Source organism: Pirellulaceae bacterium, from assembly GCA_019636385.1.
Lineage (GTDB): Bacteria > Planctomycetota > Planctomycetia > Pirellulales > Pirellulaceae > Aureliella.
The window spans coordinates 350094-371070 of the sequence record JAHBXT010000001.1; the positions used below are offsets into that span (position 1 = coordinate 350094).

The following is a 20977-nucleotide window of genomic DNA, read 5'->3' on the forward strand; positions in this document are numbered from 1 at the left end:
GCTATTTCTTCTTCTCAACGTGCACGGTGTGTTTACGCAGCCGTGGGCAGAACTTCTTCAGCTTCAGCTTTTCGCCGCCCGACTTACGCCGCAGCGTGTAGTTGTAGTCACCGGTTTCTTCGCAAACCAAATGCACGATTTCGAGCTTTTTCTTACCTTTAGCCATTTCTCATCAATCTCTCTGGACTAGGACTCGCTGGTTGACGACTGATCGCCACCAAAATCGGGCTTCTGACTCTTCTTGACTGCGCGATCATTGCGTCCCACGAATTCCAAGATCGCACGGGTTCCGGCATCGCCCAAACGCGGCTTGGCCAACCTCAGGATGCGGGTGTAACCACCTTGTCGATCTTCAAATCGGCTGGCCAAATCATTGCACAAAATACGAACTGCCTGCTTGTCTTGCAAAATCTGATACAGTCGACGGCGGGCAGTAACCGCTGGTGCCCGAGCCGCCACCCACTTGGCATGTTGCGGGCTCTTTCGCCAGCTCTTCCAAGCCTCCGAATTGCGCTCAGCATCGGTGCCAAACTCAGCAGCCGCCTGCTCGGCAGCCTGGCACTTCTTGGCGATGGTAACGCATTTTTCAACCAATGGCCGAATTTCCTTGGCCTTCTGCAAGGTGGTAATGATGCGGCCGGGAACCTTGGGTGGATTCGGATCCAATTCATCCGTCTCACGCTCGGTCAGAACGATAGCCGTAACCATATTGCGATATAGGGATCGGCGATGGCTGGGCGATCGCCCTAAAACTCGACCATGTCTTCTGTGTCGCATGATTGTTAACCGTCTGTAAGAATCTTTTGTTTCATGTATTGTGTCAGCTCAGGCTACTGCCGACCAAAGCTGGTCGTGCTGATTAGCGGAAGCTGACGGAAGATGGCAATCGCATCCCCAAATGGAGTCCCAAGTTGGCAAGTTTCTCACGCACTTCGGACAATGTCGTTTCACCGAAGTTGCGGATTTCAAGCAACTGGTCCTCATTTCGCTGCACCAATTCTCGGATCGTTTGTATGCCTTCGCCAACCAGACAATTACCGGCCCGAACACTCAAGCGTAGTTCGGCGATAGTCAGATTTAGCTTGGCTTCCAATTGAGCTTCGGCTGAACCGGGACCGCCTCGGGCCGTAGCATGAACCTGCTTGCCTAGCTCTTTGTACTGCACAAATGGATTGAGGTGCTTGCGGAAGATTTTCGCCGCTTCCACAAGCGCCATTTCGGGATGGATCGAACCATCTGTCCAGATTTCCAAATTCAGTTTGTCGTAGTTCGTCTTTTGACCAACGCGCGTCTCTTCGATGTCATAGCGCACGCGAATGACCGGGCTGTAAATGGCATCGATGGGGATAATCCCGATTTCGTGATCGCGGGCGCTATGTTCCGATGCCGGCACATAGCCACGACCATTCTCCACCACCATCTCCATGCCGAACGAGACATCGCTGGTCAGCGTCGCAATCACATGCTCCTTGTTGATGATCTCAACGTCGGAATCGGTTTCAACGTCAGCCCCCGTAATGACACCTGCCGTCGAGCGCTCGACGGTGATGACTTTGGTCGATTCGCTGTGGTTCTTGACCACCAACGATTTGACGTTCAGCACGATGTCGGTAACGTCTTCCAAAACACCCGGTAGCGTAGTGAATTCGTGTTGTGCGCCGCGAATCTTGATCTGTGTGACAGAACTACCTTCCAAGCTGGACAGTAATACACGGCGCAGGCTGTTGCCAACCGTCGTACCAAAGCCGCGCTCAAAAGGTTCGGCAATGAATTTACCGTAGGTCCCCGAAAGCGTATGCTGGTCGACTTGCACCGAGCTGGGCAATTCCAATCCGCGCCATTTGATGTGCATTGTTTTTTCCCCGATATAAAGTGCGTTGCCAGATTTCAAAAAATCGAATTTCCGAGCCTGAGACCGAATCTACCGGAACTCAAGCAAGAACACGTACCCAGCCAGACGACTACACGCGACGGCGCTTGCGCGGGCGACAACCATTGTGCGGAATCGGCGTAACGTCCTCGATTACCTTGACCGTCATTCCCACGGTTTGCAAGGCTGAGATAGCGCTTTCGCGCCCCGAACCCGGGCCTTTGACTCGGACTTCCAACTCTTTGACACCATACTTGGCCGCCTTCTCGGCAGCTTGCTGAGCAGCCATTTGACCTGCAAACGGAGTACTTTTGCGCGACCCTTTGAATCCGCATGTTCCGGCGCTGGCCCAAACCAACGTATCACCTTTAGCATCGGTAATGGTGACCGTCGTGTTGTTAAATGTTGAACGAATGTGCGCAATACCCAGCGTTACATTGCGACGATGCTTACGACGTTTTTCTTTTGACACAGTTAACCTCAGCGAACAAATTCCCAGGGCCTACTACACGAGACACTCTGGACTGATCCAAATTGATTTGTTTAATCCCCAACCGACCGCAGCCGTACGCGATCCGCGTCGACACTCAGCCAGTCGACAATCGGACTACTTCAAGTCCTTAACGCCCTTCTTACCGGCTACCGTCTTACGCGGTCCCTTACGTGTCCGGGCATTGGTGCGAGTGCGTTGTCCGCGGACAGGCAACCCCGAGCGATGCCTCAAACCACGGTAACACTTGATCTCACGCAACCGATGGATGCTTTGCCCCACAGCGCGTCGCAGCGGCCCCTCGACCGTATAGTCGCGCTCCAGCAAGGTAGACAAGCGACTGAGCTCGTCTTCGTCCAGATCGCGCGCCTTCTTCTCAGCGTCAATTCCCGTCTTCACGCATGCTTCGCGAGCGACCTTGGGACCAACTCCGTACAGGTAGGTGAGGGAAATTGCTACTTTTTTGTCGTTGGGAATATCCACACCGAGTAAACGCGGCACGGAAGCCTCCTTCGGCTATATGTTGTAAGGTGTAAATTATTATTCGGTAATGACTTACGGCGTGCTGTCAGTCGTCTACATCGGCCGCCTAAATTTCGGACATCATTCTAACCCAGCTACCGAAAGCCTGGCAAGCCTCAATGGTCCAGATTTTGCAGTGCTAGTTCTCCAGCAATCCCTTGTAGTTCCTCATCAGCAGATGGTTGTCGATCTTTTGGATCAGATCAAACGCCACGCTAACGGCAATCAGCAGCCCGGTTCCACCATAGAAATTGGCTACCGAAAAACTAACTCCGAGTTGCGTTTGAACCAGTACCGGCACAATCGCTACCAACGCCAAGAACGCGGCTCCGACATAGGTAATTCGAACCATCACTTTTTCCAGATAGTCCGCCGTGCGCTTACCGGGGCGATATCCAGGAATGAACGTCCCGTGATCCTTCAGATTCTCAGACATTTCTTTGGGATTGAAGGTGATCGAAGTCCAGAAGTAGCAGAAGAAAAATATCAACAACACGTACAGGACGATGTAGGTCAACGATGTTCCACTCTGAAATGCGTTACTCAGGCCGTTGAAGAACTTTGCGAAAAAGTTCTCGCCACCCGGCGTTGTCAACCAGCCCGCAATCACCCCAAACAGGACTCCAGGCAACAGCAGCAAACTACTGGCAAAAATGATGGGCATTACGCCAGCCTGATTGATTCGCAGCGGCAGGTATTGCTTAGTTCCGCCGTAAACCCGGCGCCCGCGCACATGTTTGGCGCTTTGCGTTTGAATTCTACGCTGGCCCATGGTAATGAATACCACACCAAAGACCACCGCCACGAATAGCGCCGCCAGGACAATTAACTTGTCCGGTCCGATCTCGCCGGATGATCCGCTAAGCTCGGCGGTCATGTTACCACGCAAGTCCAAAAGAGCTTGAGGCATTTGAGCTACGATACTGGCCATGATCAACAAGCTAATCCCATTGCCGATGCCGTATTCGTCAATCTGCTCTCCCAGCCACATCAGGAAGATAGTGCCACAGGTCATGATGAAGATGGCCGTGATCTGCCAGCCCCAATGTAGCGCCCCGGTAGCTGGATCCAGGAACTGAGGAGCCACTAAGCTGGAATTCTCGGACATGATGAAGTACTTGAGGTACACATAACTCTGGATCAAGCAGAGGAAGACCGTCAAATAGCGGGTGTACTCATTAATCTTCCGCTGGCCGGCCTGACCTTCCTTGCGAAGTTGTTCGATGGGCTTCCATACCGAACCCAGCAATTGGAAAACGATGGAAGCCGAGATGTAGGGCATGATGCCCAGACCGAAGATCGTTACCTGACGCAAATCAGTCGCCGCAAATACCGACACCTTCTGGAGGAAATCGTTCAGCTGGCTACCGGTGGTAGAATCCGAAGGCGGATTAACCATGGGCAGCCGGATTTGATAACCGACTCGATAAACGGCCAGCAATCCCAACGTCAGCAGAATCTTCTGACGCAGTTCCGGGATCGCAAAGACCGTCCTTAGTTTTTCCCACATGGTCCCATGCTCCTCAAATTAAACTCGCGCCAACTCCGACTGGGCGAAACAACTTAAGCTTTCGCTTTACGCAGGTCAGTAACTCGTTCACGCGGGGTGCGCTTAATACGCAACTTGGTTACCGAACCGCCAGCCGCTTTGATCTTCTGCTCGGCAGCAGCACTGAATCGATGCGCGGCGACCTGCAGCGGCTTGTCAACATCGCCGTCGGCCAGGATCTTCAGCGCATCATACCGGCACTTCACCAGCCCTTTGGCTTCTAAGGCCTGCGGGGTTACCTCTTGGCCCGAAGCGAAAACAGCTGAGATGTCTCCCACATTGACCGCGACCACATCCAGAGCATAACTGTTGTTAAAGCCGCGCTTGGGAACGCGCCGAATCATCGGCAAGTCCTCACCGACCATGCCTGGATGGCGCGAATAACCGCTGCGCGACTTATGTCCATCCTGACCGCGTCCACACAACTTGCCTTGCCCGGCACCCTTGCCGCGACCAACGCGCAGTTTGCGTCGATGCTTGGAAATGTTTTGATTGGCTTGGTCGATTCTCATGACAGTTTTACCCCTCGCAGCAATTCGACGTCTTCGCGAGTCCGCAACTGCTGCAACGCCTTGAACGTAGCTTTGACAAGCACCGATGGATTATTCGAGCGGAAGCTCTTGGTCAAAATGTCACGGATACCGGCAGCTTCGCAAACGGCGCGTACGGCAGGGCCTGCGATGATCCCGGTACCGGGACTAGCCGGTAATAAAACGACTTTGGCTGCACCATAAGTTCCGATGACTCGATGTGGAATGGTCCCCGAGACGATAGGGACGCGAATCGTTTCGCGGTTGGCCTGCTTCTGAGCCTTCTGAACACTGGGCGGAACCTCGTTGGCCTTGCCGTAGCCGTAGCCGACACGCCCTTTGCCGTCGCCGACGACAACCAGCGCCGCAAAGCTAAACCGTCGGCCACCCTTGACCACCGCTGCACAGCGTTTGATATTCAAGACGCGCTCAATTGAGCCGTCGGTACTGGAATCCGTATTTGCGTTAGCCACGATGCCCGGCACTCCCACAACTGGTTAAAAAATCTAAATCTGTAAACCGGCCTCACGCGCAGCATCGGCAAAGGCTGCCAAACGGCCGTGATACTTAGCCGAACCGCGATCCATGCACGCTTGAGCAACGCCTGCCGCCTTGGCTTTTTGGCCGATCAACCTGCCGACTTCAGCTGCAGCCTGGCAATTGCCGCCACCTTGCTCGAAACCCTTGCCGGTGGTTGAAGCCGAAAACAGTGTCTTGCCAGAGTCATCGTCGATGGCCTGGCAATAAAAATGCTTCAGCGTTCGATGCACACTCAGCCGTGGGCACTGCGCAGTACCGTGAAGCTTTTTGCGCACGCGAAAGCCCCGACGCTCACGCTGCTTGTTGATTACTTTCCTAAGTTTCATGGCCCACCTGCCAGTACAATCAAATCAAAATATTGTTATTAACTTCTCGTCGCCACCCAGGCCCGAGCAGGAACTCGTCGATGCAAGTCTAAGTAGCCGACTTACCTGGCTTGATCTTCACTTGCTCCCCTTGGTAGCGAATTCCCTTGCCCTTGTAGGGCTCCGGCTTACGCAACGCCCTGACTTCAGCCGCAAATTGGCCAACCTGTTGTTTGTCGCAACCCTGTACCACGATGTGCGTTTGGTCGGGGCAAGTAACCGACAAGCCCTCGGGAATTGCCTTCTTGAGCTCGTTGGCAAATCCCACGCGCAGTTGCAACTGTTTGCCTTGTATGGCACACAGGTAGCCAACACCGACCACCTCCAGCCGCTTCTCGTAGCCGTTCTTGACTCCGTGAATCATATTGTTAATCACCGCCCGCGTCAGCCCGTGCAGTTCGCGCGCCGTCCGTGATTCGGTATCGCGACTTACGCAGACCGAGCCATCGGACACCGCCACCGAAACCTCGGGGCGACACTGAAACTGCAATTTGCCTTTGGGGCCTTCGACCAGTACTGTCCGATCTTGGACGCTAACTTTCACGCCATCCACGATAGCTACTGGTTTCTTACCGATACGCGACATGATTCAGCCGATCAAACTTGGTTCCAAAACTTCAGGCCACTTCCCGACACCACTGTGTTCCCGATATCACTGTGGGCAGTGGTTAACAAACTTCGCACAAAACTTCGCCACCGAGCTTCTGCTGACGAGCCTCACGATCGCTGACCATGCCCTTGCTGGTACTGAGAATCGAAATCCCCATGCCATTAAGCACTGGACGCAGATCGGTGCACTTGCTATAGACTCGCCGGCCAGGCTTGCTGACTCGTCGAATCGACTGAATCACACGCTCGCCGTTAGGACCATACTTCAGCTCGATACGCAATTGCTTTACAGGCTGAGAATCGATTACCTGGAAGTCCCAAATATAGCCTTCGCGCTTGAGTACCTCGGCCAGTCCCAGCTTGAGACGGGACGTGGGTACATCCACGTGAGGTCGCTCTACACGAACAGCATTGCGAATTCGAGTCAGCATGTCAGCGATAGGGTCAGTCAACATCGCAGTATGTTTCCCCTTTGGCGAAACTATTAAAGACTATCTTGCGGGACAGTCCGCGTTGGCCAGACAATTTCCAGCCGCCGCATCATCAAACACTACATCATTCAATTCAGCCTTGTTAACCGGCGGTCGCCAGCCACAGGACTCCAACGCAATCAATCCACAATCCCACGTCACCAGCTTGCCTTACGAACCCCAGGAATCATTCCTTGGTCGGCCAGCTTCCGAAAACAGATGCGGCAAATTCCAAACTTGCGATACACCGCGCGGGGCCGTCCGCACAGCTTGCAACGATTCTCTCTTCGGACACTAAACTTGGGTGTTCGATTGGCTTTGGCTATTTTGCTTTTACTGGCCACGGGTTCTGCTATCCACGTAGGTATTGGGAACTAATGAAATATCACAGGTCAATTAAATCGATCGATCAACAGTTTCAGGCGTGTGATTTACTCAGTTTTGCTCAGCAGCGATCGCCTCAATCAGGCCGATCGACTCTTCTCTTTCGGAGCTTGGAACGGCATGCCCAAGGCAGCTAACAGTTCAAAGCCTTGTTCGTTGGTAGTTGCCGAAGTCGTAATCGTGATGTTCATGCCTTGGGGCTTGAGGTACTTGTCAGGGTTCAATTCTGGAAACACTAACTGCTCACTCAATCCCAGCGAATAATTGCCGCGTCCATCAAAGGCGGTCCGACTGATACCACGGAAGTCACGCACGCGCGGCAGTACAACGCTGATCAGTCGATCCAAGAATTCATACATCCGCTGGCGGCGAAGAGTCACCTTGCAGCCGATGTTCATGTCTTCGCGCAATTTGAAATTGGCAACCGACTGACGAGCCTTAGTGTAGACCGGTCGCTGACCGGCCATATCAGTCATGGCGTCAAAGGCCAATTCCAAATTCTTCTTGTCGGCGACGGCTGAACCCACCCCCATATTGATAACAATCTTCTCTAGCCGAGGCACGGCCATTGGATTGGTAATGCCCAACTGCTTTGCCAACTGCGGGCGAACTTGCTGTTCGTAAAGTTCTTGTAATCGTGGAGCCATCTCTGGGGCTTCCTATCTCACATCAAATTCGTGTGGAAATGTAAAAAAATCTTGTGTCGCTATTCAAAATCGCACTGCGGTGCGGTCACTTCTTGCCAGCATGAGCGGCTCGCGCCGGCGCAATTGTGCCCAACGAAACGCCACTGGCCTTGGCATATCGCTCTTTGCTGCCATCCTGCAAAAATCGTACGCCCAATCGGGATCGCTTACCGGTCTGTGGGCAAATCAACATCACGTTACTGGCGTCGATTGGCATCTCGCGGCTCAATCGACCGCCCTGAGGATTCTTGGCACTGCGCCGAACGTGTTTGTAAACTTTGTTAACACCTTCCACGGTAACGTGCCCCGTCTGACGATTGACCGCCAGAACTTTCCCTTGCGTTCCCTTGTATTCACCGCGAATCACCAGGACCAAATCTTCTTTACGCAACAACATGGCCGTACCCTACTGGAACCACTGTACTCTTAAACTGACTGCACCTGCAACCGAACCATTCACACTACAGACCGCGCGCCGCCAACACCCTATGGCTGACAACTGTCACACCACCTCACTAGCCAAACTAACAATCTTCATAAACTTGCGGTCACGCAACTCGCGAGCCACCGCACCGAAAATGCGTGTTCCACGAGGATTTGCATCCTTATCGATCAACACTACTGCATTGGAATCGAAGCGGATGTAACTACCGTCGGCGCGGCGCGTCGGCTGCTTGCAGCGGACAACCACCGCCCGAACAACCGCCTTCTTCTTGACGTCACTACCGGCTTGCACCGACTTGACCGAACAAATAATCACGTCTCCCAGGCCAGCGTACCGCCGACGCGTGCCACCGAGCACCTTGATACACATCACTTCCTTAGCACCGCTGTTATCTGCTACGGCGAGTCGTGTTTCTTGTTGGATCATGTTCTGACCGTTGGGAAATAAGTTGTCTGTGTTGACTTAATTGTGTTAATTTGGCTCCGGCCCGACCGGAGTCACTCAGGCAGCACCGAGAACTGCTTAGGATGCTCCACCACTAAGCTGGTCGATCGTCTTTGTTTCCTCGGTCGACTCTGAGCGCCTGGCAGCTCGCAAAGCCGCCAAGTCGATCTCTTTATTCTTCTCCAGCACGCGCACTAGCTTCCAGCGTTTGGTGCGGCTTACCGGTCGGCACTCAACGATTTCCACCGTGTCACCCATGGCGGACTGATTGTCTTCGTCATGTACGTGGCACACCGTTCTTCGACGCACGAATTTGCCGTACTTGGGATGCCGTACCAATCGATCAATTTCGACGCGCCGCGTCTTGGACGTCTTATCGCTGGCTACCACTCCCACAACAATATTTGCCATAGTCGCCTACCGCTGTTCTTTCTGACCTAATCTGATTCAATCTGCTCGACGCCATCTGCCCCAAAGTAACCCTTGAGGCCGCTGTCACTCGAAATGCTCACTGCCAGGTGATTACTACGCTACGCCGTCGCCGACTTTCGTCGAATGCGCTCGGTTTGCAAGGTACGGATGCGCGCTATCATCCGTCGGTTGCGGCGCTTTTCGGAAGTCGCCTTGACCTTTTCCGTCTGTGCTTTGACTCGCAAATGGAACAACTGATTGGCGGCATCCTTAGCCGTCAGTTCCAACTGCTCGTCACTCATCTCGCGCAAGTCACCAAGTTTCATGACAATTGTCTCTCCAGCGGCAGCTTTCACGTTGTGAAGACAACCGCTCACTTAACCCTACAAAACCGAATCCTCGTTACCCTACAGTCCGCCATTGGCCACCGACCGCACACGGTCGGCCAACGCCCATACGCGCCCCCTTTAAGCTGGTCGACGACGAATGAGCCGAACCGGCAATGGCAACTTGGCAGCCAAACGCGCGAAGCAAATCTTTGCCTGCTGTTCGGATACTCCTGCCAACTCATACAAAATCGTGCCCGGCTTAATGACAGCCACCCAGGCTTCCGGCTCTCCCTTACCCTTACCCATGCGCGTCTCCAAAGGCTTGGAGGAAATAGGCTTGTCGGGGAAAATACGGATATACAATCGGCCTTCGCCGCGCACGTACTGCTGTGCCGCGATACGGCCAGCTTCGATTGTGCGCGCCTTGATCCAACCGCCTTGAGTCGCCTGCAACCCGTAGTCACCAAAGACCACTTTGTTACCCCGGGTAGCACTACCTTTTATGCGCCCTCTTTGGCTTTTTCGATGCATTACCCGCTTGGGCATCAGCGCCATCGGTCGAGTCTCCCGAGTAAAAACCTTGATTGATCCACACTTGAACACCCAGATTCCCTTGAGGCGTGGACGCCTCAGCGAATCCATAGTCGATCTTTGCCTGCAATGTGCTCAGGGGCAACGATCCTGTACTAGCCTTTTCACAGCGAGCCATTTCCGCTCCGCCCAAACGCCCTGACAACTGAACCTTGATTCCCTTGGCACCAGCGTCCATGGTCGTTTCCAGAGCCCGCTTCATTGTTCGACGGAAGTTGGCACGCTTCATCAACTGCTGCGCGATATCCTCAGCCACTAACCGAGCCTGAATCTCAGGTCGCGCAATCTCTTCGATCTTCAAATTGACGCGCCGTCCAACCAGCGACTGCAGTTCTTCCTGCAGCTTCTCAACTTCCTGACCCTTCTTACCAATAATCAGTCCAGGCCGAGCCACGAACAGCACTACCCGTACTTCATCGCGCGTACGCTCAATCTCAATCCGATCGATGCCAGCGCTGCGATATTGCGACTGGAACTTAGGATCGGGATGATTGCGAACGAAGTGTCGAATCTTCTGATCCTCAACAAGCAGCTCGGCATACTCCTTCTTAGAAGCATACCAGCGGCTCTTCCAGCCAACGACCACGCCGGTTCGAAAACCAACTGGATTGACCTTTTGACCCATAAATCACTCGCTTGTAGAAAATTGCCTACGCCAACCAACGCTCTGAAAAATGCTCAACCTACCCGACTATTCCAATCCACTGCCTAGCTCATCAATGGTCTTCAGCACCACGGTAATGTGCGACGAACGACGCAAAATACCAAAGGCCATGCCACGCGCACGCGGTCGAATTCGCTTAAACATCGGACCACCGTCGATGCGAGCATCCACCACTACCAGCCGCTCTGGATTATGCGTGACGCCCTTGTTCTGTTCAGGATCCTGCGCATTGCCGATGGCGCTACGAACCACCTTCTCCAGCATTCTCGCGCCGCGCTGGGGCTGGTACTTCAGGATATCCAAGGCTTCGTCGGCAAACTTACCGCGCACCAAATCCGCCAGCGGTCGCACTTTTCGCGAGCTAATGCGAGCGTAGTTGTGAGTGGCTCGAAATGACATCTCTACAAATCCTAAAATGAAGTTCAAATGCACCGAACGGTTGGCGACCAGTCACTGCGACTGCCGGAACTACTTCTTTGCACCCTTTCCAGAGTGACCGCGAAACGTTCGTGTAGGAGCGAATTCGCCCAACTTATGCCCCACCATGTCTTCGGTCACGAAGACACGCATGTGCTGCTTGCCGTTGTGAACCATGAAAGTCATGCCAACAAACTCAGGCACAATCGTGCAGCGCCGAGCCCAGGTCGTAATCGGTTCGCCATCTTTGCGCGAATCACGCGCTGCGGTTACTTTGCCGAACAACCGCGGATCGACGAACGGCCCCTTTTTTGTTGAGCGTCCCATAAATTTATCAATCTCCCAATTTGCAATGCCCAATCGAGCAGTGTCTTATTTTGCAGCGTCTTATCTATCCAGCGACTTAAACCGCCTGACCAACCAATCTGACTAGCGAAGCTTCAACTGGCCATACCGTCGCGAACGGCGACGACGAACAATGGCCGAGTTGGACGGCTTGCGACGGGCGCGAGTCGAACCACCTTTGGTCGGCTTGCCTTGCGGAGTCACCGGATTGCGCCCCCCCTTGGTTCGGCCTTCACCGCCACCGTGCGGGTGATCGATTGGATTCATCGCAGTACCACGAACGTGAGGTCGACGGCCCTTCCAACGATTTCGTCCGGCCTTACCAATCACAACAGCACTATGATCAGGATTACTTGCCTTGCCGATTGTCGCTCGACAACCGCTGGGCACACGGCGAATTTCGCCGCTGGGCATCTGCAATTGAGCCCAATCTGCTTCGCGGGCCATCAAGACCGCCAACGTACCGGCGCTACGACACAAAACGCCACCACGACCGGGCTGCATTTCAACACAAAACACTTCAGTGCCTGGCGGAATCCCCTTGAGCGGCAAACAGTTACCAACCTTAACCGGCGCATCCGGACCATTCTGAACCGTCTCGCCAGCCTTGAGCCCATCGGGAGCGACCACATAGGACTTGTGCCCATCGGCGTAGACCAACAACGCGATACGGCACGAGCGATTCGGGTCATATTGAATCGAATCAACCTTGGCAGGCACGCCATCCTTATTCCGCTTGAAGTCGATTAGCCGATACTGCTGCTTATGACCGCCTCCACGATGACGACAGGTGATCTTGCCTTGATTATTGCGGCCACCTTTCTTGCGACGAGGAATCAACAACGACTTTTCAGGCACCGCACCGGGCGTCAGCTCCGAAAAATCGCTGACCGATGCGTTGCGCCGCCCAGGGCTCGTCGGCTTGTAAATTCGTATTCCCATTTTCAGTACCTAACTGGCAATAATCTATATCTCGAATATCTATTGCTCGGCTTAGCCACACTCTGGCGAACATAGCCACCCATAACCACCACGCTCTAGCCAACCTAGCTACAGGCCGCCATCTTAGAAGAAGTCGATGCGATGCTCCGAATTCAGCTTCACAATCGCCTTCTTCCAGTTGCTGGTCTGGCCAGCCCGGTGACGGTATCGCCGAGACTTACCCTTGCGATTTTGCGTCATCACCTTGTCTACCTTCACATTGAACAACTCCTCAACCGCGCGACGCACGTCCGTCTTGGTCGCCAGCGGATGAATCTCAAACGCGTAATGATTGTTGCGAGTCGCGCGGTGCATCCCCTTTTCGGTCACCAGCGGGCGCACAATCACCTGATGCGACTCCAGCTTCAATCCAACACCAGCCTCTACTTCAGCCATGAACCACCTCTACGAATTCTTAATCAGTTCCAGCGCCGCTTTAGTGACCAGCATCCGACGCGGGCGAAGCACAGCCAAAGCGTTCAAATCCGCCACCGGAGCCACACCCACTCCCGGAACATTGCGAGCACTCAGATACACATTGGTCAAGTAGCCATCAGTCGCCACAATGGTCGACATGCCGGCCAACCCCAGCGCCTTGAGCGTGGCAGCAAACTCCTTGGTCTTCGGAGCTGACATATCCAACTTGTCGACCACCACCAGCTCACCGTCGTGAATCTTGCTAGCGATCGCCATCCGCGTGGCAGCTCGAATCGCCTTCTTAGGCATACGATAGTAAAACGATCGCGGCCGGAGCTGCATAGCATGACCACCACCGCGACGCTGCGGCGCCCGACGGCTACCCACGCGAGCGTTACCCGTCCCCTTTTGACGATACAGCTTGCGCGTCGACCCAGAAACCTCGCCGCGAGCCTTGGTTTTCTTGGTACCCTGGCGCTGATTGGCCAGATACATTACAACCGCATCGTGCAAGAGCTGCTTACTGATCTTGGGCGCAATCGAAGCCGGATCAACCTCGACCTGACCGACCTGCGCGCCCTTCTGATCATAAACTGGCAAAGTAACCATATTAACCGCCTAACCCTGATCGCCTAACCAACCTTATTCGTTTCCTTGACAACCACATACGCGCCCTTTGGGCCCGGCACAGCGCCGCAAACTAACAGCAAATTGTTCTCAGCATCGACCTTGACAACCTTCAAGTTTCGAGCCGTCGACCGCGCGGCCCCGTACTGCCCAGCCATCTTCTTACCCTTAAAGGTACGGCCGGGATAAGTATTCATACTCGTACCACCCGGATGGCGGTGACACTTCTTAACACCGTGCGTAGCACGCTGACCAGCAAAATTATGTCGCTTCATGACGCCCGAATAGCCTCGACCACGGGTCGTCCCAATAACATCCACCGCCTTGACGCCTTCCAGCACAGCGGCAGTTACCGTTCCGCCAACCTGCAACTCGGTCGCACCGCGCAACTCGCGAACAAACCGCTGAGGCTCACAATCGGCCTTGGATGATGCTGCCACGCCACCAACAGCCGTAACTCGAGCACTACGCTTGCTGCTAATAGCAGCCACATGACCTCGCTCAGAACGACTACTTAGCCTGCGAGGCTTATCGGAAAACCCGAGCTGAACCGCTTCATAGCCATCGCGATCAACGGTGCGCACCTGAAGAACATGGCAGGGACCAACCTCAAGAACAGTAACCGGAACGGCGGTGCCGTCTTCCTGGAAAATCTGCGTTGTGCCGACCTTACGGCCGAGTATGCCCTTAGCCATCTTTCACTTCCCGTCGAACGCTTGCCAGCCAGGACCAAGGACCACCGGTCCCCGTTACCCGACTAACTTCCGCCACATAGGTAAACTCGTGATAGAAACAAACTTCTGTAACTTCAACCTTCCCAACCGAACTCAATCAATAACCCGACCAGCATTCACCCAATCGATAGGCAGCCGCAAGACGAAACCAGCCACCCCTCGACTAGCGAGCGGTCGCCTTAATCTTGATATCAACACCCGCGGGCAAACTCAGCTTGTTTAGAGCCTCGATGGTCTTGGCCGTAGCCTGACGAATGTCGATCAGGCGCTTGTGCGTCCGGATTTCAAACTGCTGCCGAGCCTTCTTGTCAATGTGAGGGCCAGACAGAACCGTGTATCGCTCAATTCGCGTTGGCAGCGGAATAGGCCCGTGAACTTCGGAGTGAGTTCGCTTGGCCGTATCCACGATTTCTGCGGCACTTTGATCCAGTACCGTGTGATCGTAAGCTTCCATACGGATGCGGATAACTTCATGCGAACTAGACGACACGTTCGGCCCCTATATCATTTGCCTGTGGAACGCAACGACACAAATCTGGACGTTTCCCTAACCCAATAGCGCACCCTCACGGGCGCAGCCTGCAGCAGGGAAGGGAGTGAGTTTACGAGTCGATCCTGGGATCGTCAACTGCAAATCGACCGCCGCATTTTACAAATTTCTCCCGGCTCCAGTGGCGTTACTCACAGATCCTCGGAACATGCTCGCCCACAGCGATTTCCGACTTAAAAATCGTCAGAATTCCTCCTTCCTGTCGGCACACTCCCTAAAGTCTATCGGATAGAATCATGGCAGATCCCATCCCCGCCGACTGCCAATGAACGAGGGCTGTTTTGATGTCCAGACATATTTCCAGGCGCTCTGCAATTCAGCAGGTCGCAATTTGGGGCGGTGCCGCTGGTGTGGCTACCCAGTTGCTACCCACCAACCGCATTCTTGGTTCTAATGATCGCATTGGCGTGGGAATGATTGGCGTTCGCAATCAAGGAAGCGGCAATTTGAAGCGGTTTCAGCAGGCTGGTGCCGATATCGTGGCCATTTGCGATGTGGACTCTGCTGTGGCTGCAGCAGCCACGAAACTGGTCAAAGGGCCGGCCCCCAAGCTACTGAGCGACTACCGAAAACTACTGGACGATCCAGCCATCGACGCCGTGGTGATCACCGTGCCCGATCACTGGCATGCGTTGATGACCATTCATGCTTGCCAAGCGGGCAAAGATGTATATTGCGAAAAGCCCCTGACGCTAACCATCGCTGAAGGACGGAAGATGGTGGCTGCGGCTCGGACCCATCAACGCATCGTACAGACCGGTTCCCAGCAGCGATCATCCAGTGAGTTTTGGCGGGCCTGCATGTTGGTTCGCAACGGCCACATCGGAACAGTCGCAGAAGTTCGCGTTGGCCTTCCGGGCTGTAATCATCCGGGTCCCTTGGGGCTGGATAGCTTGCCGCCACCCGAGTTAGATTATGAACGCTGGCTGGGGCCGGCGCCCCAACGCCCCTACAACAGCCTACGCGTTCACTACAATTTTCGCTTTTGGTGGGATTACTCCGGCGGGCAGATGACCAACTTCGGCGCGCACCATTTGGATATTGCTCAGTGGGCGTTGGGCATGGATGACAGCGGGCCGGTTGCCGTGGATGGTGTAGCGGGCTTTCATCCCGAGCGGGTGCATGAAGTCACTGAGTCGATTCGGCTGACCTATGCTTATGCCAATGGCGTCAGGCTGATCTGCGGCCAAGGACAAAAAGATATTCAATCCGGAATTCGATTCATCGGAACTCGGGGGGAAATCTACGTCAATCGCGGTAAGCTCAGAACCAATCCTGAAGACCTGACAACGCTACCGCTGGATGACCAGCCGGTCCAGTTGTACTCGAGCCACGATCATACGCGAAATTTCTTAGAGTGCATGCGCAGTCGCCAACTGCCGATATGCGATGTGGAAATTGGCCACCGCTCAGCCACCGTATGCCACCTGGGTAACATCGTGGCGCGGCTAGGTCGTGGTGTGCAGTGGGATCCGGCTTCCGAAACGATTGTTGGCGACGCAGACGCTCAAGCCATGACCGACCGCCCCTACCGCGTAGGGTATTGATTTGGTATTGGTTTCAAAGCGCAGCTGCCCGTAAGTATGTGCCAATCCACACGAGATGATTTAAAAATGTCCGACAAGGCTCAACCGTCGAAGTCGTTTTTTCGTCGCTTTCTGATACCCATCGTATTGATCGATACGCTGATCGTAATCGAGATCATCAACTGGTCGACCAACATCACCAGCGAAGTGCTGATGCCACAGTTTGGCGCTGCGGCCCAGACGGTGTTGGGGCGAATGGTCGCCTTCTTGTTCGGAGGTCTGCTACTGTTGTGGCTGTTGTTCACACGACAGGTTGGCCGCAAGCCAAAGGCGATTGTCTTTGGCTGTGTAGCGCTGATTGCGGCGGGGTTAGCGGCCAGCATTCGCACGATTGAAAACACGGGCGACAACGGCATGGTGATCCACTATCGCTGGCAACCCACACCAGAACAACGATTGGCTAGTTATCAGCGGTCCGCAAGTAAGGAATCACCGCCGGCGATACCTCTGGACCCCAGCGCTCCACAGATGACCAACTTTCTGGGACCGGCCCGCGATGGCATTATACCTGGGCGACTGCTCAATAGTAACTTGAGTCAAACCGCGCCGCGCGAGCTGTGGCGCCGACCCATGGGAGGTGGCTATGCGGCGTGCGTACTGGCGGGCGGCGTGGCGGTGACGATCGATCAGCGCGGCGAAGAAGAGGTTGTTGTCGCACTTGATTTGAAGACCGGTCAAGATCGATGGACACGGGGTTATGCCGGTCACTTCATCGAGTCCATGGGAGGCAACGGACCGCGGGCAACTCCAACCATCGCCGGGGACGAAGTGTTTGCGCTCGGAGCCAGCGGCCTGCTGGTGGCTTTGGATTTGGCCACAGGCAACGAGAAGTGGAAGACCAATATTCTCGAAGACGCCGGCGCTCAGAACATCAAATGGGGAATGTGCGGCGCTCCACTGGTCACTGCCGATAAAGTTATCGTCAACCCAGGCGGAGCGAAAGATTCGGGATTAGTTGCCTACGATCGCGCCACGGGACAGAAGCGTTGGAGCGGCGGAGGCAGCGAAGCCGGCTACGCCAGTCCCGTGTTAGGCACCATACACGGAAGCCAGCAAGTGGTCATCTTTGATGCTGTTGGCGTGGCTGGGCATGATCTTGAAAACGGCGCAGAACTGTGGCGATTTTCGTTTCCAACGTTCAACGGTATCAACTGCGGCCAGCCATTGGTCTTGCCCGACAATCGCGTGTTCATCTCCGCAGGTTATGACGCGGGAAGCGTCCTCCTGCAAATCGGCCATGAGGGAGACCAGTGGACGGTAGCTCCGGTGTGGCGCAGCAAGCGACTGAAGTGCAAAATGGGAACCGTCATCGTGCATGAAGGTTTTGCCTATGGGCTGGACGACGGCATTTTGTGCTGCGTGGATATGAACAACGGCGAGCGGAAATGGAAGTCGGGTCGCTACGGCCATGGGCAAATTTTGCTTCGTGGCACGACGTTGGTGATTCAGGCCGAGTCCGGGGACTTGGTGCTGGTAGCGGCTGAGCCAGAACGCCATCGAGAGCTGGCCAAGATACCGATGTTGCCAGGTGGAAAGACGTGGAATGCACCGGCGCTGGCAGACAACCTGCTCTTGCTACGCAATCACTTTGAGGCTGTACTCTTGGAAATGCCGGTGGCCGAACAGGCGGAACCACTCTAGCCCCGATCTGCGCTGATGGTGGGCCATCGCAAGTCGTACTTATCGCCAGGGACGCTTGGCGTCCACTGCACCTAGCCAGGGGGCAATTTCTTGACGACGACCGCAACCTGCTAGTCCCAGCCGTCCCAGCCCACAAATCCGAGAACGTTTGCAAATGAGCCCGCGGCACTTACCAGCGAGACTCCATTTGGCTAACGATTTGCTCGGCCAGTTGTTCTACGGCCTGATGGTGCGCGGTCCCCATGCTTTGGCCGCCTTCAGGAACAAAATTTGCGCCTTGGATGAAGTAAAAAGCCAATTCGCCAGCAGGCACAAATCGATTGGTCAGCAGCAGATTGCCGCGTCGATCAGTCCAAGTCAGCTCGACGCTGACAGTCGAATTGAGCACTCGTGGCTCGTCAAATGCATTCTCAGCAACCACGCGTTTGGCTTGATTGGAAACGCGACAGGTGAGCGTGCTATCCGCATTGGGATCGGCCACTACTTTGTAGGGTGTGCGCAGCTCGATCGATCGAATGAGCGCTTCGGTCAATTGTCCGCCTATCTCGTGGCGAAACGTGTCGTTGCGAACCATGGGCACGTGGATCGTCCGAATATTGGGCTGATACAGCGACGCCGTACCAAATTGGTAAGTAGCGCAACCGCACAGGCCCCCCAGTGCAAGTGTCAAAGCGGCACTAAGGCTCCACGGCGCAAGCACCAGATAGGCGGCGAACCAAGTCAGGCTACTGAGTTGCTTCAACGTCAGGTTTACTCCAGGTACGATCGTCGGCGTCGGCCCGTAACAATTTGATCAGCGGTGTGAATCGTTGAGGAGGTCGATCGGGTTTACCATTCAGTTCCGCCAGTTTCTCACGAGCCTGCTCGGCAAACGGCGTGTCTGGGTAATCGTCCAGCAACTGCTGCAAGTACATTCGCGCCGACCGGTTTTCGCCTTGCAGGAAGCGATATTCAGCGCTGCGCCACTGTCGCTCGGCCATTAAGTAATTGATCTTGACCATGGCTTCGCGCAGTTCCAACTGCCTTTCGTTGGCCTCTTGAGGAAACAGACGCACAATCGCCTTGGCACGCTTGTCGGCTTCGATCAGCGGCGAGTCGGAGTACTCGGGGCCCATGTAGGACAGCAACAGGCTCTGCAATTCAAGATATTGAGCTTTGAACTGATGCGGACTGTCAGGGTAGGTCATCCGCAACTCGCCGAAAGTTGCTGCCGCCGATTCGTAGTCCTCTTTCTCAAAGTAGTTGGTCGCCAGTCGCATCGTCGCGTCGTCGCTCACCTTGCCGATGGGGTTGTCCAGTCGCAGGTTTTCCAGAACGCGTTTACCGTGGCCCGCAGTATCGTTCCACGGCCGCTTGTTATCGGTGAAATTCACTACCACAAATGGCTTGGGATCGGCAGCATTGTATTTCAGCCAGTAGTCGGCAATCTCAAAGCGTCTAGCGTCGATCTGATCCAAATAGGGATTGCGCGGATATTCCTTGACCAGTTTGGCGTAGGTGTGTTCGGCTCGGTAATAATCTTCTGCGAAGAATTGGCACTCGGCTTGCATGAGCAGGGCGTCCTGTTCGAGCTGCGAACTTTGCCAGTTTTGGGCAGCCTTCTTGTAGTGGGTCGCAGCGGCGAGAAATGCGTCACGACGTTGCCTGCCCGTCAACTCCTTGGCAGCAGCAAACGCTTGGTTGCCTTCATCGTACGCCTTGCGTGCGGCCTCAATATCTTTGCGCGATTTGCTTGTCAGGCCAAATCGATTCAGCAGTTTGACCGAGCTGCCCTCTTCGGCCGTTTTGCCTTCAGGGCGAAAAATGCCATCGCCATATTGGCCACCAATCGCGCGCTTGGTTGCATCGTAGTCACGGTCAGCTTTGTTCCATGAAGTCAATGTGCTACAACCGGCTAGCGGGCCAAACATTGCTACAGCAGTAAAAATACAATGCCGTAGACGCTGCCCCCGAGTTGCCATCGCGGTCAGTGCATCGCTTGGATACTGCATTGGCTGGCAGCAATCATTCATCGCCCCAGCTCCTCTAGGTAGGCGTGGAGTTTCAATTTCTGATCCAACAAACAGGTCAATGTTTTAACCATCATGGCTCGCACCGCAGCAGGCGCTGGGCAATGATAGGTTTTTAAAGGAATGGATTGCCATGCAGGGTGACCAAACTGTTCTACGAAATTCCGGGTCGCTTGTGGTAGACGCATGAGTTGTCGTTTTCCGACGGAGCAGGCTGAACATAGTGTGCCGCCGGCCGCCACACCATACAGAATCCCATCGTCTTCCGGCAAATCGTCTCCACATTCTGTGCAACGTCGTAGTTCGGGCAACTGTCCAATCAAGCGCAGCAGTTGTAACTCAAAGCGGAGTACCGTACCGCGCACATCATGCTCCGGGTTTTCCAACTGCAACAGCGAGTCCGACAGCAACTCGAATAGCTCTGGCTGAGGTACTCCTTCACTAATGAATTTTTCCATCAGTTCAGCCAGGTAATATCCGCAATACAGTCGCAACAACTGGCCGTCCACTGTACGAAACCTGCGCTGCAACTTCGCTTCAGTTAGTAAGTTCAGCGCTTCACCGGGTTTAGCAATGAACACTACGCGACAGAAAGAAAGCAGGTCAAGAGCAGCTTCAAACGGGCTGCGCGGGCGGCGGGCCCCTTTTGCTAGAAATGAGATTTTGCCAAAATCTCGGGTGTACGACGAGCCGATTAGACTGGTCTCGCTCCACGGGTGCAGCCTCAGCACAATGGCATCGGTTTTCTCCATGGGTGTGATAAGTCGAAAA

The 20977-nt window shown here is 54.6% G+C and carries 31 protein-coding genes; 2 read left to right on the forward strand and 29 right to left on the reverse strand.

Annotated elements, in window-relative coordinates; genetic code table 11:
* Position 1 precedes the first annotated feature (1 nt).
* The 26 genes from rpmG to rpsJ form a co-directional block, all read right to left on the reverse strand.
* Complete coding sequence (gene rpmG / locus KF752_01285; GenBank protein MBX3420167.1) at positions 2 to 166, reverse strand: 50S ribosomal protein L33; 165 nt, start codon at positions 164 to 166, stop codon at positions 2 to 4.
* 20 nt (positions 167 to 186) lie between these two features.
* Positions 187 to 777, reverse strand: a complete 591-nt coding sequence (locus tag KF752_01290) for a 50S ribosomal protein L17 (protein MBX3420168.1) — start codon at positions 775 to 777, stop codon at positions 187 to 189.
* A gap of 82 nt (positions 778 to 859) precedes the next feature.
* Positions 860 to 1852 (reverse strand): DNA-directed RNA polymerase subunit alpha, encoded by a 993-nt coding sequence (locus KF752_01295; GenBank protein ID MBX3420169.1) that lies wholly within the window; start codon positions 1850 to 1852, stop codon positions 860 to 862.
* Between the two features lie 109 nt (positions 1853 to 1961).
* Complete coding sequence (gene rpsK / locus KF752_01300) at positions 1962 to 2342, reverse strand: 30S ribosomal protein S11 (protein MBX3420170.1); 381 nt, start codon at positions 2340 to 2342, stop codon at positions 1962 to 1964.
* Between the two features lie 135 nt (positions 2343 to 2477).
* Positions 2478 to 2861, reverse strand: a complete 384-nt coding sequence (gene rpsM / locus KF752_01305; protein ID MBX3420171.1) for a 30S ribosomal protein S13 — start codon at positions 2859 to 2861, stop codon at positions 2478 to 2480.
* 160 nt (positions 2862 to 3021) lie between these two features.
* Positions 3022 to 4392, reverse strand: coding sequence for a preprotein translocase subunit SecY (secY, locus tag KF752_01310; protein ID MBX3420172.1), 1371 nt, complete (start codon positions 4390 to 4392; stop codon positions 3022 to 3024).
* A gap of 53 nt (positions 4393 to 4445) precedes the next feature.
* Positions 4446 to 4943 (reverse strand): 50S ribosomal protein L15, encoded by a 498-nt coding sequence (rplO, locus tag KF752_01315; protein ID MBX3420173.1) that lies wholly within the window; start codon positions 4941 to 4943, stop codon positions 4446 to 4448.
* On the reverse strand, positions 4940 to 5434 hold the full coding sequence (gene rpsE / locus KF752_01320) for a 30S ribosomal protein S5 (protein ID MBX3420174.1): 495 nt from the start codon (positions 5432 to 5434) through the stop codon (positions 4940 to 4942). The genes rplO and rpsE overlap by 4 nt, the downstream gene beginning before the upstream one ends.
* 33 nt (positions 5435 to 5467) lie before the next feature.
* Entirely contained in the window at positions 5468 to 5827 is a 360-nt protein-coding gene (rplR, locus tag KF752_01325) for a 50S ribosomal protein L18 (protein MBX3420175.1), read from the reverse strand.
* An 88-nt stretch (positions 5828 to 5915) separates the two neighbouring features.
* A complete protein-coding gene (rplF, locus tag KF752_01330; GenBank protein MBX3420176.1) occupies positions 5916 to 6452 on the reverse strand; it encodes a 50S ribosomal protein L6 in 537 nt (178 codons plus the stop codon).
* Positions 6453 to 6534: 82 nt separating this feature from the next.
* Positions 6535 to 6930 carry a 30S ribosomal protein S8 gene (rpsH, locus tag KF752_01335; protein MBX3420177.1) on the reverse strand — a complete coding sequence of 132 codons (396 nt, stop codon included), beginning with the start codon at positions 6928 to 6930 and terminating at the stop codon, positions 6535 to 6537.
* 173 nt (positions 6931 to 7103) lie between these two features.
* Complete coding sequence (locus KF752_01340; GenBank protein MBX3420178.1) at positions 7104 to 7289, reverse strand: type Z 30S ribosomal protein S14; 186 nt, start codon at positions 7287 to 7289, stop codon at positions 7104 to 7106.
* A gap of 120 nt (positions 7290 to 7409) precedes the next feature.
* Positions 7410 to 7976, reverse strand: coding sequence for a 50S ribosomal protein L5 (gene rplE / locus KF752_01345; protein MBX3420179.1), 567 nt, complete (start codon positions 7974 to 7976; stop codon positions 7410 to 7412).
* An 85-nt stretch (positions 7977 to 8061) separates the two neighbouring features.
* Complete coding sequence (rplX, locus tag KF752_01350) at positions 8062 to 8412, reverse strand: 50S ribosomal protein L24 (GenBank protein MBX3420180.1); 351 nt, start codon at positions 8410 to 8412, stop codon at positions 8062 to 8064.
* A gap of 105 nt (positions 8413 to 8517) precedes the next feature.
* The gene (rplN, locus tag KF752_01355; protein MBX3420181.1) at positions 8518 to 8886 is read right to left on the reverse strand and encodes a 50S ribosomal protein L14; all 369 of its coding nucleotides are present in this window, start codon (positions 8884 to 8886) and stop codon (positions 8518 to 8520) included.
* A gap of 96 nt (positions 8887 to 8982) precedes the next feature.
* On the reverse strand, positions 8983 to 9315 hold the full coding sequence (gene rpsQ / locus KF752_01360) for a 30S ribosomal protein S17 (GenBank protein MBX3420182.1): 333 nt from the start codon (positions 9313 to 9315) through the stop codon (positions 8983 to 8985).
* A gap of 119 nt (positions 9316 to 9434) precedes the next feature.
* Positions 9435 to 9641, reverse strand: a complete 207-nt coding sequence (gene rpmC, locus KF752_01365; protein ID MBX3420183.1) for a 50S ribosomal protein L29 — start codon at positions 9639 to 9641, stop codon at positions 9435 to 9437.
* A gap of 141 nt (positions 9642 to 9782) precedes the next feature.
* Positions 9783 to 10199 (reverse strand): 50S ribosomal protein L16, encoded by a 417-nt coding sequence (gene rplP / locus KF752_01370; protein ID MBX3420184.1) that lies wholly within the window; start codon positions 10197 to 10199, stop codon positions 9783 to 9785.
* Positions 10138 to 10860 (reverse strand): 30S ribosomal protein S3, encoded by a 723-nt coding sequence (gene rpsC / locus KF752_01375; protein MBX3420185.1) that lies wholly within the window; start codon positions 10858 to 10860, stop codon positions 10138 to 10140. Before rpsC ends, rplP begins: the two co-directional genes overlap by 62 nt.
* A 66-nt stretch (positions 10861 to 10926) precedes the next feature.
* Positions 10927 to 11298 carry a 50S ribosomal protein L22 gene (rplV, locus tag KF752_01380; GenBank protein MBX3420186.1) on the reverse strand — a complete coding sequence of 124 codons (372 nt, stop codon included), beginning with the start codon at positions 11296 to 11298 and terminating at the stop codon, positions 10927 to 10929.
* Positions 11299 to 11367: 69 nt separating this feature from the next.
* Complete coding sequence (rpsS, locus tag KF752_01385) at positions 11368 to 11643, reverse strand: 30S ribosomal protein S19 (GenBank protein ID MBX3420187.1); 276 nt, start codon at positions 11641 to 11643, stop codon at positions 11368 to 11370.
* Between the two features lie 102 nt (positions 11644 to 11745).
* Complete coding sequence (rplB, locus tag KF752_01390; GenBank protein ID MBX3420188.1) at positions 11746 to 12603, reverse strand: 50S ribosomal protein L2; 858 nt, start codon at positions 12601 to 12603, stop codon at positions 11746 to 11748.
* A gap of 123 nt (positions 12604 to 12726) precedes the next feature.
* Entirely contained in the window at positions 12727 to 13038 is a 312-nt protein-coding gene (gene rplW, locus KF752_01395; GenBank protein MBX3420189.1) for a 50S ribosomal protein L23, read from the reverse strand.
* A 9-nt stretch (positions 13039 to 13047) separates the two neighbouring features.
* A complete protein-coding gene (gene rplD, locus KF752_01400; GenBank protein MBX3420190.1) occupies positions 13048 to 13668 on the reverse strand; it encodes a 50S ribosomal protein L4 in 621 nt (206 codons plus the stop codon).
* A 23-nt stretch (positions 13669 to 13691) separates the two neighbouring features.
* Positions 13692 to 14381, reverse strand: coding sequence for a 50S ribosomal protein L3 (gene rplC / locus KF752_01405; GenBank protein MBX3420191.1), 690 nt, complete (start codon positions 14379 to 14381; stop codon positions 13692 to 13694).
* Between the two features lie 202 nt (positions 14382 to 14583).
* Positions 14584 to 14910 (reverse strand): 30S ribosomal protein S10, encoded by a 327-nt coding sequence (gene rpsJ, locus KF752_01410; protein ID MBX3420192.1) that lies wholly within the window; start codon positions 14908 to 14910, stop codon positions 14584 to 14586.
* Positions 14911 to 15254: 344 nt separating this feature from the next.
* Between rpsJ and KF752_01415 the strand changes: the two genes are divergently transcribed.
* Positions 15255 to 16517 (forward strand): Gfo/Idh/MocA family oxidoreductase, encoded by a 1263-nt coding sequence (locus KF752_01415; GenBank protein ID MBX3420193.1) that lies wholly within the window; start codon positions 15255 to 15257, stop codon positions 16515 to 16517.
* 66 nt (positions 16518 to 16583) lie between these two features.
* Complete coding sequence (locus tag KF752_01420) at positions 16584 to 18197, forward strand: PQQ-like beta-propeller repeat protein (GenBank protein MBX3420194.1); 1614 nt, start codon at positions 16584 to 16586, stop codon at positions 18195 to 18197.
* Positions 18198 to 18366: 169 nt separating this feature from the next.
* Here the strand turns inward: KF752_01420 and KF752_01425 are convergent, their stop codons facing one another.
* From KF752_01425 to recO, 3 genes are read right to left on the reverse strand one after another with little or no spacing between them, the layout of a single operon-like run.
* A complete protein-coding gene (locus tag KF752_01425; GenBank protein ID MBX3420195.1) occupies positions 18367 to 18900 on the reverse strand; it encodes an LptE family protein in 534 nt (177 codons plus the stop codon).
* Between the two features lie 22 nt (positions 18901 to 18922).
* Positions 18923 to 20209 (reverse strand): outer membrane protein assembly factor BamD, encoded by a 1287-nt coding sequence (bamD, locus tag KF752_01430; GenBank protein ID MBX3420196.1) that lies wholly within the window; start codon positions 20207 to 20209, stop codon positions 18923 to 18925.
* Positions 20206 to 20958, reverse strand: coding sequence for a DNA repair protein RecO (gene recO / locus KF752_01435; protein MBX3420197.1), 753 nt, complete (start codon positions 20956 to 20958; stop codon positions 20206 to 20208). The genes bamD and recO overlap by 4 nt, the downstream gene beginning before the upstream one ends.
* Positions 20959 to 20977: the final 19 nt, after the last annotated feature.